This window comes from Rhodococcus sp. 05-2254-6, from assembly GCF_002258565.1.
Taxonomy (GTDB): Bacteria; Actinomycetota; Actinomycetes; order Mycobacteriales; family Mycobacteriaceae; genus Rhodococcoides.
In genome coordinates, this window is record NZ_NOZF01000175.1 from 43,315 (window position 1) to 55,790 (window position 12,476).

Here is a 12,476-nt window from a genome sequence, read left to right on the forward strand (position 1 = left end):
TCCTCAGAACACCCCGGTACGAACGAACTTTTCGAGGGCCGCGGTCGGTTCGTCGAGATCCATACCCTGGCTCGAAACCCAGGCGTCGTCGAAGTAGGTCTGCGTGTACCTGTCTCCGCCGTCGCACAGCAGTGTCACCACGCTCCCGCTGCGGCCTGCTGCGATCATTTCCGCGATCAATCCGAAGGCACCCCAGATGTTGGTGCCTGTCGATCCGCCCACTCGTTTGCCGAGTGCGTCCGAGGTGAACCGTGCGGCGGCCACGGAGGCGGCGTCGGGCACTGCGATCATTCGATCGATCACCTGGCCGACGAACGAGGGCTCGACGCGCGGTCTGCCGATGCCCTCGATGCGGGAGGGCAGCCCTGTCTCGTAGCCCGCGTCTCCGGACTCGTAGCCGCCGATGAACGCCGAATTCTCGGGGTCCACCACCGCCAATTGCGTTGCATGCCTGCGATATCTGATGTAGCGGCCAATGGTGGCGCTGGTCCCCCCGGTCCCCGCACCGACGACCACCCAGTCTGGAATGGGGCATTCCTCCAGCCGAAGTTGGTCGAAGATCGACTCGGCGATGTTGTTGTTTCCGCGCCAGTCGGTGGCTCGTTCGGCGTGCGTGAACTGGTCCATGTAGTGGCTGTCCGGCTCGGCCGCGAGACGATGCGCTTCGGTGTACATCTCGCCGGGCTGATCGACGAAATGACATCTCCCGCCGTGGGACTCGATGAGTGCGATTTTGGCCGGGCTGGTGCTCCGAGGCATGACCGCGACGAATTGCAGTCCGAGCAGTCCGGCGAAATAGGCCTCACTGACGGCAGTGGAGCCCGACGAGGCTTCGATCACCGTGGTGCGTTCGGTGACCCATCCGTTGCAGATTGCGTACAGAAAGAGCGACCGAGCCAGTCGATGCTTCAGGCTGCCGGTGATGTGCGTCGATTCGTCCTTGAGGTACAGCGAGATTCCCCAGGCCGCGGGAAGGGGGTATCGCAGCAGGTGTGTGTCGGCGCTGCGCTGGGAATCGGCCTCGATCAACCGGACCGCATTGTCGACCCACGCCCGTGACCCCGAGTGATCGACCGTCCTGGTCATTTCTTGCCGTCTTCACCGCGCAGCTTTGACTGCAGATCCGCACGCGCGGTGCGCCTGTCCTCGTCGACTGCTGCGATGGACTCGTTGACGCGGATGCGCATGTTCTTGAACAGGAGCAGCGACAGGGGTAGCGAGATCAGCACGGCGAAGATCGCGGCGACGAGTACCGGAACCTCGACGCCGAAGAGTAAACCGATGCCGACGATGAGTGCGCCGATCACGATGACGAGCGCCAGGCGCGCGAAGGTGTAGACACCCAGGTTCACGGCGAGAGACTTCTTCGCCGACCTACCTTTCGCGCCGTTTCCGCTGGTAGGTTCGCTGCTGTCGGCGTTCGTCGCGTCACTCACGGGTCCCAGGTTACCGGGCTCGGCAAGCACTCCGACCCACCCCCGGCGTGACCGATTTGTCCATTACCTCCCCTTTACCAACCTTGTATCAGTCGAGTACCTAGGGGTTCGAGTGCAACCATGGGGTTCGAACGCAGCAGACCGATATCTCCGGTTCGACGCATATGCACCGAACCGAATCGTAGGAGGACACGACAGATGAGCGCACCCACATTTCACAAGGCTCAGGACTCACTTCTCACGCCGGGTCAGGTAGCCGCGCTTTTTCACGTCGACCCCAAGACAGTGACACGCTGGGCACACGCCGGTCGCCTCGGATCGCTCCGCACTCCGGGCGGGCACCGTCGATTCCGCGAGACCGAGGTCATGCAATTACTGACCTCTCTGACCACGGAAGCCGGCGCACACCACTGATTCGGACGTCCTGACGTACGAAATACCCTCGATCTCCGCACCCGCTCGAACTCATCGAACATTCTCAGGAATCTTCGACGCTCGACGGGTGCGGAGGGTGTTGCATCGCGGCTACCCTCGTAGTAGGAGGTGCGTCGTGATCTATCTATTGGCGTTGATCGGCTTGGTGGCAGTCATCGTGCTGTTCTGGAAGGCATTCGGACCCAGCACACAGGCTCCACCCACCCGCACTGTCGGACCCGATGACGATCCCGATTTTCTGTGGCGAATCAACCGTGAAGCTCGCCGCGGAGGGAAAGACGGGACCGAGGCGGGCACCGAACCCAGCGAATAGGGTTCGGTAGCTCTCAGTTGCGGTGGGCAGCGGTGGGCGCGTCGGGGAAACCTGCCGCTACCGCCGCCGCGACTTCCAACAGTGCCTTCCGCGTGCGCCCACGAAGACGGTCCAGTTCGATTTCCGCCCCCTCCTCGAGATGTGGGTCGAAGGGAATCGTTCGCACTCGCGCGCACCGCTGCTCGAAATGCTCGACAACTTTGTGCAGGTCCACTTTTCCAGCTCTCGGCCGAACGCCGTTGACCACGGCGACCGACGTGGCGACCAACTCGCGGTAGCCGTGCGCATCGAGCCAATCCAACGTCGCCGACGCGCTCCGCACGCCGTCCACCGAGCCCGAACTGACCACCACCAGCGTGTCGGCTCCCTCGAGAATGCTCTCCATCGCCGAGTGCATCAGACCGGTGCCGCAGTCCGTGATGACGATGCTGTAGAACTTCTCCAACAGCGACACGGCGCGATCGTAATCCTCACCGCTGAATGCCTCCGAAGCTGCCGGATCCGAATCGGACGCCAACACCTCCAGTCGATGCACGTTCTGCGACGTGTAAGCCCTGACGTCGCTGTAACGGTCCAGAGACTCGATGTCGCGCAACAGATTACGGACGGTGGCGGTCGTCTCGGCCGGCACCTTCTGCCCCAGCGTTCCCCGATCGGGGTTGGCGTCGATGGCGATCACCCGATCACCCCTGATCTCGGCGAACGTCGAGCCGAGTGTGGCCGTCGTCGTGGTCTTGCCCACGCCCCCTTTCAGCGACAGCACCGCGACGCGATGGCACCCGACGAGAGGCCGATCCACCTCCGCGGTCAGAACCAGGCGTCGCTGCTGAGCGGCACTGTTGCCCACATTCAGGCGACCACGCGACATCAGATACAACGCCCGACGCCACCCTGCCACCGGCGGCGCATTCCCCGATCGGACGAGCAACGAACTACCGAGATCGAGCGAGGGCACCGGCTGCTCATCCGACCGACTCGGGCCGACGGTCGGTGCCGCTCCCGGGGTGGCGATCAACGCGTCACCCGGGCCTTGCCGAACCTGCTGAGGCTGATTCCGATACAGCTGATTTTGATGCTGCGGCCCAGGCCACTGGCCGGGCTGAGGCCCCCATTGATTCTGACCGTTCCACTGATTCTGGGGATTCCAGTGACCCTCCGACGGCCATTGCCCATGCGGGCCGCCCTGGTTCTGCGGAACCCAATAGTTCTGCGGCCCGGCTTGATTCTGCGGGGCCCAATAGTTCTGTGGCCCACCTCGGTTCTGCGGCACCGGATTCTGCGGCATCGGCGGCCCTGATGCGACGGGCGGCGCATGTGTAGGAGTCAGTTTCACAGTCGGTGCCACAGCCGTCGTCGGCGGTTCCACGGGCCTCGGTGGTGCGACGACGGTCTTGTCGACCCCGGCAGGTGGCACCGCGACCGACGCCGCCTCACCACCTGCGTCACCGTGGGCTTCACCGTCCCGCGACCCGGGAAGCGGCGGCGATGTGTGGGCGGCCTCGGGCTGCGGCACGGGCTGATTGTCGATGCTTTCGGGCGGCATCGTGATGGGAGTCGATCTGAAGGGCTCCCGCGGCGGTGCGGGTGTGGCCTCCGCCGCCCCTACGCCAACGACCGGCTCTGATTCCGTGGGGCGAGCTACGTCTTCTTCGGGCACGTCGTCGTCCAATGGCCGGACGGGTTGCCAGTTGTTCTCGTGCCGATCGGCCATGACCGATTCCCCCCAGTTCGCGTCCCACATCGAAGATCCGAGCTCGGATGTGTCCCCCATCGAGCCGGATCGGACGCTACCAGCTGACAGTCCCGCGCGGAGGCTGCCAGCGGGCGAGAACTAGTTCAGTCCTGCGTAGCTGTGCAGTCCCGAGACCACCATGTTGATGATGAAGAGGTTGAAGAGCATGGCGGTGAATCCGGCGATGTTGATCCAGGCGGCGCGGGTGTTGCGCCATCCGGAGGTGGCGCGGGCGTGCAGGTAGGCGGCGTAGATGATCCAGGTGATGAACGACATCGTCTCTTTGGGGTCCCAGCCCCAGAAGCGGCCCCATGCGGCTTCGGCCCAGATTGCACCGAGGATGACACCGGCTCCGAAGAGCGGAAAAGCGACGATGGTCGTCTTGTAGGCGAGTCGGTCGAGGGCCTGGGCGTCGGGCAGCTTGGATGCGAACTTGCCCCAGAACCCAACGCTTTCCTCGCCGATGGGCTGCTTGATGCGCAGCAGGAACAGCAGGGAGGCGACGCCGGAGACCAGGAGGATGCCGCTGCCGACGCTGACGATGGTGACGTGGATGGGCAGCCAGTAGGAGCGCAGCGCGGGGACGACGGGTGCGGCGTCGGCGTAGAGCTTGGTGGCGGCGAAGAACATCAGCACGATGATCGGTGCGAGAACGAACACGAGCATCGGGCGCATGGTCTTCTTGCGCAGCACGATCACGGAGGTGAGGGCGGCGGCTGCGGTGGCCATGGTGACGAACTCGTACATGTTGCCGAGCGGGAAGCGGTGGGTGGCGAACCCGCGGAGCACCACCGAGGCGATGTGCAGCGCGAGAGCCGGGGCGAGCAGGGCGAAGCCCATGCCTGCGAGTCGCTCGGACAGCGGTCGCTTCGGGGCTTCGACAACCAGTCCCGGTCGCGACTGGGCCACCGGCGCGCCGGCACCGACGAGTTCCTTCGCCTGAGCGGCCGTGGCCTTGGCGGAGGCGTACTGGGCGATGAGCAGGACGAATGCGAGCACGTAGATGGTGAACGCTGATTCGAAGGACCAGTCGCTGTACTGCGAGAGGGTCTCGTTGATCGGCATCGGTCAGTTCTCCTGTTTCGAGGTGTCGCCGAGCAGGCGGGTGCACAGGCGGTCGAACTCTTCGCCCCACCCCGCCTGATCGGTGCGTGCAAGTCCGCCGAGGTCTACTACAGTACGTCGTGCTTGGGCGTCGGCGGTGAGTCGGACCCAGATTCTGCGACGCTTGATCACCAGTGAGACGAGCAGTCCGCCCATCATCGTGAGTGCGAAGACGAGCACCCAGGTCTGGGCCGGGTCGTGTGAGACCTGAAGGTTGACGAATTCTTTCGCGCCGTCGAAGGTGACGACCGTTCCGTCGCTGAGCGTCGCCGATTCTCCTGGCATCAGGTTGACGCGGTCCTGCTTCACGAGCCTGCCCTGGGCGATCATTTCCTGATCGAGCGAGAAGATCGACTGCGGCAGTCCGGTGTCGAGGCCGGTGTCGCCCTTGTAGATGTCGATGGCGACGGCGGGGTCGTTCATGGCGGGGAAGCTCGACGACAGCAGGCTGCCGTGGAACGACGCCGTCGGCGCGAACAGTCCTTCGATGGCGATCTGGTTCTTTCGCCGGTCCAGGGGATCGGTATACAAGCCGCCGGGCGGGTCGACACGGAGCACTCCGCTGGAGAGGAAGGTCGTGGCGTCCGTCGGTTGCCATTGGATGGTGTCGGTGCGGGTTTCGCCGTTCGGGAATGTCACGGTGAAGGTGGGTGCGTAGCCGTGGCCCTGGAGGTAGACGCGGTCTCCTGCGACGCGCAACGGGTGGTTGACCTGCAGTTGGTCGTCGCGCCAGACGTTGTTCGTGAGGTCCTGGCCTGCCTGGTATTCGATGTTGGAGGTGAACATCTCGGCCTGGCCGGTGTCGAGGTAGTCGGCTCTGAAGTCCTTGACGCGCACGCACAGTGGTTCGAGGTCGGTGCCGTCGACGAGGTTGCCTGCGCGGAACGAGTCGTAGTTGGCCGGGGTCGAGGTGCAGAAGCCTGGGCCGTCGTCGGCGATGACGATGCGGTTGCCCTCGTACCCGAGCAGCTTGCCCATGGCGATCGCGGCGAGCAGTCCGACGAGAGACAAGTGGAAGACGAGGTTTCCGAGTTCACGGACGTAGCCCTTCTCCGCCGACAGCGTCACGGCTCCGCCGTCCTCGGTTCGTTGGGCGACGCGCCAACCGCGCAACTGGGTGCGTACCTGCGCTGCGATCTCCTCCGGCGTTCCGTCCACGTCGTAGCGGCTGTGGTGCGGCAGTCGGGAGAGGTTGCGGGGCGCACGAACGGGTTTGGTGCGCAATTGCTTCGCGTGCTCGATGCAGCGCGGCAGGATGCAGCCGATCAGCGAGATGAACAGCAGCGCGTAGATCGCCGTGAACCAGAAGCTGCCGAACACGTCGAACAGTTCGAGCTTGTCCATGATCGGGCCGAGGGTCGGGCGGTCGGCGATGTACTCGTCGACTTTGCCGGCGTTGAGGCTGCGCTGCGGCACCAGGGCACCGGGTACCGCGGCGAAGGCCAGCAGGAACAGCAGCACCAGCGCGGTTCGCATGCTGGTCAGGCCGCGCCAGGTGTTGCGGACCAGCGCCGCTCCCCTGCCCAGCGCGGATTGCTTGCGCGGCGGCGATGCCTCGGTGCGCTCTTCGATGTCGGTGGTCATATCGGCAACACCACATCGGAGACGAAGGCGTCGCGCACCCAGCCGACGAATTGATCCCAGGCACCGGTGACCAGTGCAATTCCTACCGCTATCAACATGATTCCGCCGAACACCTGTATCTGTCGTGCATGTGTACGTAGCCAGCCGACGCCACGCAGCGCGCTGACCGAACCGAACGCGAGGATCACGAACGGTAAGCCGAGACCGAGGCAGTACGCCACGATCAGAACGACGCCCCGCGCTGCCGTCGTGCCGTCCGTCCCTGCGGCGAGTGAGATGACGCCCGCGAGCGTCGGTCCGAGGCACGGGGTCCATCCGAGCGCGAACACGCCCCCGAGCAGCGGCGCTCCGGCCAGTGAGCCGATCTGCTTCGGCTCGAAGCGCACGTCGCGCTGCAGCGCGGGAATCAGTCCGACGAACACCAGGCCCATGGCGATGGTGACGACGCCGCCGATCCGCATGAGCAGTTCGCGGTTGATCGCCAGGACGGAGATCGCTCCGAACACCGATGCGGTGGCGAGAACGAACACCACCGTGAATCCGAGGACGAACAGACCCGCCGCTCCGGCCACGCGCAACCGCCCGCTGCGCACCTTCGTCTTCACGGCTGCCTCGTCGGCGCTGACGGCAGGGGCGTCGGCTCCGACGACTCCGGCGAGGTACGAGAGGTATCCGGGCACCAGGGGTACCACGCACGGCGACGCGAACGAGACGAGCCCGGCCAGGACGCAGGCTCCGAGGGCCAGGACGAGCGGCCCGGAGGCCGCAGCTTCCTGGAAACTCGCGCCTATCCCGGCGAGGTACATCGTCTCGGTCACGGCTGCACTGGCTCCTCGGCTGCGACGCGTTCGACGACGGGCCGTAGGTCATCGGCGAGCAGTTCGCGCAGGAACACTGCCGCGACGCGATGCTGCCGGTCGAGCACGACGGTCGTCGGGATGACGGAGGTGGGGACGCCGCCGAGCGCAGTGAGGGTGCGCATGGGCGGATCGTAGATCGAGGCGTAGCTGACGTTGTTGCTGACGACGAAGTCCTGCGCGGCGGTCTGCGACTCGTCGCGCACGTTGATCCCGAGGAATTCGACGCCCAAGGGCTTGGTGGCCTCGTAGACGTCTTCGAGGTCGTCGGCTTCACCGCGGCACGGTCCGCACCACTGGCCCCAGACGTTGAGGACGACGACGTCACCGTCGTAGTCCGACAGGGAGGTCGTCTTGCCCTCGGTCATCAGGTCGGGCCCGGACAACTCGCCGATGGTGCCGCGCTCGTCGGGCTCGTAGAAGATGTCGGTCTGTCCGCCCGGTGAGACGAACTGGAAGGTTCCGCCCTGCGCCACCGCGTCGGTGCCGGTGGAGCATCCCGCGACGAGGGCCGCTGCGGCCACACCCAGCAGAAACCTACGCACCGGAAATCCTTGGGTCGGATGCCCCCGCGGGCTCGGAGTAGACGAGGTCGACCAGCTGGTCCCCCTCGTAGACCAACGAGGTGAGCGACGCGAGCCCGCACTGACGGTTGCGCGGGTCGTGCCAGAGCCGATCGCCCTGCAGGAAGCGGCGCAGTGTCCACACCGGGAGTTGGTGGCTGACGCAGACGGCTTCGTGCCCTACGGCTTCGACGCGCGCCGCATTGACTGCGGCGAGCATGCGGTGTGCGATCTGCAGGTACGGCTCGCCCCAGGACGGGGTGAACGGGTCGCGCAGCTTCCACCAGTGCCGGGGCCTACGCAGTGCACCGTCGCCCACGGCCACGCGCAGTCCCTCGAACTCGTTGCCTGCTTCGATGAGGTTCTCGTCCTCGGCGATGGTCAGGCCGTGCGCTGCGGCAATGGGTCCGGCGGTTTCCTGCGCGCGCAGCAACGGCGATGCCACGACGTGGGTGATGTCGTGGCCGGCGAGCGCGTCCGCGACCGACCTGGCCTGAGCCTGGCCCGTCACCGACAGCTTGAAGCCCGGCAACCGCCCGTAGAGGATGCCCTTGGGGTTGTGAACCTCGCCGTGCCGGAGGACGTGCACGATGGTGCGCGTCGTCGAGTGCGGATGTGTTGCGGGGGCCTCGGTCACGTCGGGGTCCTGTTTCTCGCTAGTCGGGTGGGCAATCAGTTCGGTGCAGACGTCACTGAGGAGCGGTGGCGGCGGCCGCTGCTTTCGCGGCGGCGGGGGCTGCGTCGGCGATGATCTCGAAGGCTCGATCGTCGAGGGCAGCCGAGACGAACCAGGCCTCGAAGGCGCTCGGCGGCGGGTACACACCGCGGGAGAGGAAGGCGTGGAAGAACGCCGGGTATCGCCACGTCTGCGCGGCCTTGGCCTGCGCGTAATCGGTGACGGGTCCATCGGCGAAGAACACACTCACCATAGTGCCCGCGAACTGGACGTGATGGGTGACGCCTTCGGCGGTGAGAGCGTCGCCGAGCAGTGTTCCGAGTCGCTGCGAGTTGGTCTGCAGCTTCTCGTAGACGGCCGAGTCGGCCAGTTGCAGACTCGTCAGACCGGCCGCGACGGCGACGGGGTTACCGCTGAGCGTCCCTGCCTGGTACACCGGTCCGGCGGGCGCGAGGTAGGCCATCACGTCTGCTCGACCGCCGAATGCGGCGGCAGGCAATCCGCCCGACATGACTTTGCCGAAGGTGTAGAGGTCACCGGCAACTCCGTCGATGCCGTACCAACCGGAGGCACTGACGCGGAATCCCGTCATCACCTCGTCCATGATCAGCAGTGCGCCGTGCTCGGTCGCGAGGTGGCGCAGTCCCTCGTTGAAGCCGGTGACCGGCGGGATTGCTCCCATGTTGCCTGCAGCTGCCTCGGTGATGATGCACGCGATCTGGCCGGGGTTGGCCTCGAAGGCCGCGGTGACGGCGGCGAGGTCGTTGTAGGGAACGACGATGGTGTCCGACGCCTGTGCGCCGGTGACTCCCGGGGAGGTCGGCAGCCCGAAGGTGGCCAGTCCCGAGCCGGCGTCGGCCAGGAGGGCGTCGACGTGGCCGTGGTAGCAGCCGGAGAACTTGACGATCTTGGTGCGGCCGGTGAAGCCGCGGGCCAGGCGCACCGCGCTCATGGTGGCCTCTGTGCCCGAATTCACAAGGCGAACCTGGTCGACGGGGCCGACGCGACGCACGATTTCCTCGGCCAGTTCGATTTCGCGGAGCGTGGGCGCACCGAACGACAGGCCGGTCGCGGCTGCCTTCTGGACGGCCTCGACGATGGCCGGGTGGGCGTGTCCGTGGATCATCGGACCCCAGGACGAAATGAGGTCGACGTACGACTTTCCGTCGGCGTCGGTCATCGTGTATCCGCTGGCCTGCGTGATGAAGCGGGGCGTTCCGCCGACCGACGCGAAGGCGCGTACCGGCGAGTTGACGCCGCCGGGAATGACCTCGCTCGCGCGGGCGAAGAGTTGGGCCGATACGGGGGCGTCGTCGCCGGGAGAAACAGTCACGTCTTCCAGTGTCCCAGGTTCGGCGAAATCACCAACTACAGGGCGTAATAATGCGGTCGACGCCGGCCTCAGTCGTCGGTTTTCTTCTCCTCGGGCATGAACACCATCGCGACCAGGATGATGCCCCAGATACCGAGGGGCCACAGGGGCCAGTAGGAGGTCGGTTCGCCGTCGGAGATCCATTGAACGGCCCAGATTCCGTTCATGACGACGGCACCACCGAGCCACCAGCGCCACTCGTCCAGATATTCCCGCCACTCGCTCGTCGTACGAGCGACATCCGTTGCCGTCGATTTCTCGGGGGCCGGCAAGTCGCGCACGACCTCGTCCAGATCACCGCGAGTCGTCGACGCCCACACCGCGTCGAGCCTTTGTTCGTACTCGACCAACGTCAAGCGGCCCTCGCTCATCGCCAGACCGAGGGTGGTCACGACGGCCTCACGTTCGTCGTTGCTCACGCGCAGGTCCGGCCGATTGTTCTTGTCGAGGTTCTTTCCCATGCGCAGCCTCCCGGTACTCGTGTCCGTTTTGTCACCTTAACGGTTGAGCGAGCTACACACCGGGTAGTTGGTTTCGATGACGAACACCGAGAGAACAAGCGCCGACAACCCCGGGGACGGCGTCACGAAAGTCGCTCAATTGATGTCCGAAGCCGGACTGTGCATGTTCACCACCGTCGGCCGAGACGGCCACCTGATTTCGCGCCCGATGGCGCTGCAGGAAGCCGAGTTCGACGGCGACCTGTGGTTCTTCGCCGCCCACGACTCCCGCAAGGTGGCCGATATCGCGGCGAACCCGACGGTCAACGTCTCGTTCCAGTCCGGTGAAGGCTGGGTGTCGCTGTCCGGTACGGCCGCGGTGGTCGAGAACACCACCAAGGCCGAGGAGCTGTGGAACACCCGGGCGGCCGCATGGTTCGAGAAGAACCCCGATTCGCGCGAGGTCGCTCTGATCCACGTGGCCGCCGAGGGAGCCGAGTACTGGTCCACGCCCGGCTCGAAGGTGTCGAACCTGCTGGCCTACGCCAAGGCGAAGATCACCAACGAGCGTCCGAACCTGGGCGAGCACGATGTCGTCGAGCTCGAACTACCGCACAACTCGACCGACTAGTTCCGCTCGTGCCGGGGTGCCGTCGGGGGCACATCCGGATCGCCCATCACGTTCCGATCGCCGGCGATGTTCCGGTCGTCCGCCACATTCGGGTCACCGACGACGTTCCTGTCACCGACAATGTTCCGGTCGTCTGCCACGGTCCGGTCATGCGCCACAGTCCGGTCATCCGCCACGGTCCGGTCATGTGCCACAGTGCGGTCATCTGCCACAGTGCGGTCATGGGCGATGTTCCGGTCACCTGTGACGTTCCGATCGCCTGTCATGTTCTTGCCGTTCTTCACGTCCGGGTCGATTCGATTCGCACGTTCGAACTGCGATTCCATCTCGTCGCGTGACGACGCCGCAACTCCTTGATGAGACTGCGCCTGCTGTGCGAGCTTCTCCGCCTCGGCTGCTTTGACGTCGGCCTCTGCCTGCGCGCGGCGTGCCTTGGCTTCGCTTTCGCGCGCCATCAGTTCACGCTCCTCGACGACAGAGGATTGATCGGCAGCCTTTTCGCGAATCTCGTTCGCTTCCAATCTCTTACGTTCCTTGCTCTTGCGGGCAACGACCACGGCGATGGCAATGACCAAGAGAACGACTACTACTGCAACGATGATCCATACGGTGGTGTTCATGGTGTCTATTTCCCGTCTGTTTTCGAATGCCGAGACCGCAGATTCTCTACGGCGGGTACCCGAGTAACGACTCGGTAAACTCGCCGAAGGCACCCACGGCCAGGGCTTCGAAGGCCCGCGATGCGAGTCGGCCGGCTCCTTCCGGGATGCGCGCGATCAGCCCGACCCCCGTCACGAGGGGCAGCTCGTCGCGGTTGACCCGCGCGGCAAGGCTCGGCTCGGCGGGCCACGATCCGATCACCAGCCCTGCGCATTCGACCCCGACCGCCCGCGCCGCGGCAGTGGTCAGCGCGCTGTGGTTGAGCGTTCCCAGCTCTGCACCGGCCACGACGACGATCGGCGCAGACACGGCCCCGGCAATGTCGAGCACGGTGAATCCTCCTGCGCCCAGACGCACCGCCACTCCACCCGCACCTTCGACAAGCACTAGGTCGTGGGCCGCGTCCAGCGTGCGCACGGTGTCGACCACGGCGTCGAGTTCGAGCATCGGCCGACCCGATCGGCGCGCCGCAACGTCCGGAGCCAGTGGCTCGGGGTATCGCGCCAGCTCCACTCCCCGAATTCCCGAAAGCCGGTGCACCACATCGATATCGGCTTCGTCCGGGTAGTCACCTCCGACGCCGGTCTGCGCCGGTTTGCACACCGCAACCGTCCATCCGCCTGCGCGCGCGGCCGCCGCGATACCCGCGGTCACCACGGTCTTGCCGACGCCG

Annotated in this window: 15 protein-coding genes; 3 read left to right on the top strand and 12 right to left on the bottom strand. The window is 65.5% G+C overall.

Going from position 1 to position 12,476, the window contains the following annotated elements; genetic code table 11:
* Nucleotides 1-3: 3 nt before the first annotated feature.
* Nucleotides 4-1,086, bottom strand: a complete 1,083-nt coding sequence (locus CH256_RS24335; RefSeq protein ID WP_094670923.1) for a PLP-dependent cysteine synthase family protein — start codon at nucleotides 1,084-1,086, stop codon at nucleotides 4-6.
* A complete protein-coding gene (locus tag CH256_RS24340) occupies nucleotides 1,083-1,436 on the bottom strand; it encodes a DUF4229 domain-containing protein (RefSeq protein ID WP_082899469.1) in 354 nt (117 codons plus the stop codon). Before CH256_RS24340 ends, CH256_RS24335 begins: the two co-directional genes overlap by 4 nt.
* 198 nt (nucleotides 1,437-1,634) lie before the next feature.
* Here CH256_RS24340 and CH256_RS24345 point away from each other — a divergent pair, with 198 nt between their 5' ends.
* Entirely contained in the window at nucleotides 1,635-1,850 is a 216-nt protein-coding gene (locus tag CH256_RS24345) for a BldC family transcriptional regulator (RefSeq protein WP_037187021.1), read from the top strand.
* A gap of 136 nt (nucleotides 1,851-1,986) precedes the next feature.
* A complete protein-coding gene (locus tag CH256_RS24350; RefSeq protein WP_032393904.1) occupies nucleotides 1,987-2,184 on the top strand; it encodes a hypothetical protein in 198 nt (65 codons plus the stop codon).
* 13 nt (nucleotides 2,185-2,197) lie between these two features.
* Here CH256_RS24350 and CH256_RS24355 read toward each other — a convergent pair whose 3' ends face one another.
* The 8 genes from CH256_RS24355 to CH256_RS24390 all read right to left on the bottom strand — a co-directional run bounded on the left by CH256_RS24355 (nucleotide 2,198) and on the right by CH256_RS24390 (nucleotide 10,533).
* On the bottom strand, nucleotides 2,198-3,517 hold the full coding sequence (locus CH256_RS24355; RefSeq protein ID WP_373454871.1) for a MinD/ParA family ATP-binding protein: 1,320 nt from the start codon (nucleotides 3,515-3,517) through the stop codon (nucleotides 2,198-2,200).
* 498 nt (nucleotides 3,518-4,015) lie between these two features.
* Nucleotides 4,016-4,981, bottom strand: coding sequence for a c-type cytochrome biogenesis protein CcsB (ccsB, locus tag CH256_RS24360; protein ID WP_094670925.1), 966 nt, complete (start codon nucleotides 4,979-4,981; stop codon nucleotides 4,016-4,018).
* 3 nt (nucleotides 4,982-4,984) lie between these two features.
* The gene (resB, locus tag CH256_RS24365; RefSeq protein ID WP_068046363.1) at nucleotides 4,985-6,604 is read right to left on the bottom strand and encodes a cytochrome c biogenesis protein ResB; all 1,620 of its coding nucleotides are present in this window, start codon (nucleotides 6,602-6,604) and stop codon (nucleotides 4,985-4,987) included.
* Nucleotides 6,601-7,410, bottom strand: coding sequence for a cytochrome c biogenesis CcdA family protein (locus CH256_RS24370; RefSeq protein ID WP_068046420.1), 810 nt, complete (start codon nucleotides 7,408-7,410; stop codon nucleotides 6,601-6,603). The genes resB and CH256_RS24370 overlap by 4 nt, the downstream gene beginning before the upstream one ends.
* A gap of 8 nt (nucleotides 7,411-7,418) precedes the next feature.
* Nucleotides 7,419-8,006, bottom strand: a complete 588-nt coding sequence (locus CH256_RS24375; protein ID WP_068046366.1) for a TlpA disulfide reductase family protein — start codon at nucleotides 8,004-8,006, stop codon at nucleotides 7,419-7,421.
* Entirely contained in the window at nucleotides 7,999-8,661 is a 663-nt protein-coding gene (locus tag CH256_RS24380; protein ID WP_068046369.1) for a histidine phosphatase family protein, read from the bottom strand. The genes CH256_RS24375 and CH256_RS24380 overlap by 8 nt, the downstream gene beginning before the upstream one ends.
* A 52-nt stretch (nucleotides 8,662-8,713) precedes the next feature.
* Entirely contained in the window at nucleotides 8,714-10,033 is a 1,320-nt protein-coding gene (gene hemL / locus CH256_RS24385) for a glutamate-1-semialdehyde 2,1-aminomutase (RefSeq protein ID WP_094641083.1), read from the bottom strand.
* A 68-nt stretch (nucleotides 10,034-10,101) separates the two neighbouring features.
* A complete protein-coding gene (locus CH256_RS24390; RefSeq protein ID WP_068046377.1) occupies nucleotides 10,102-10,533 on the bottom strand; it encodes a DUF1707 SHOCT-like domain-containing protein in 432 nt (143 codons plus the stop codon).
* A gap of 76 nt (nucleotides 10,534-10,609) precedes the next feature.
* On the opposite strand from CH256_RS24390, the gene CH256_RS24395 reads away from it, so the two are divergent.
* A complete protein-coding gene (locus CH256_RS24395; RefSeq protein WP_094670927.1) occupies nucleotides 10,610-11,143 on the top strand; it encodes a pyridoxamine 5'-phosphate oxidase family protein in 534 nt (177 codons plus the stop codon).
* Here the strand turns inward: CH256_RS24395 and CH256_RS24400 are convergent.
* Both CH256_RS24400 and bioD read right to left on the bottom strand, forming a co-directional pair.
* Nucleotides 11,140-11,700, bottom strand: coding sequence for a hypothetical protein (locus CH256_RS24400; RefSeq protein WP_143536663.1), 561 nt, complete (start codon nucleotides 11,698-11,700; stop codon nucleotides 11,140-11,142). The two genes, CH256_RS24395 and CH256_RS24400, sit on opposite strands and share 4 nt — an antisense overlap.
* 109 nt (nucleotides 11,701-11,809) lie before the next feature.
* Nucleotides 11,810-12,476, bottom strand: a 667-nt coding sequence (bioD, locus tag CH256_RS24405) for a dethiobiotin synthase (RefSeq protein ID WP_094670929.1), incomplete at its 5' end; no start/stop codon positions are given.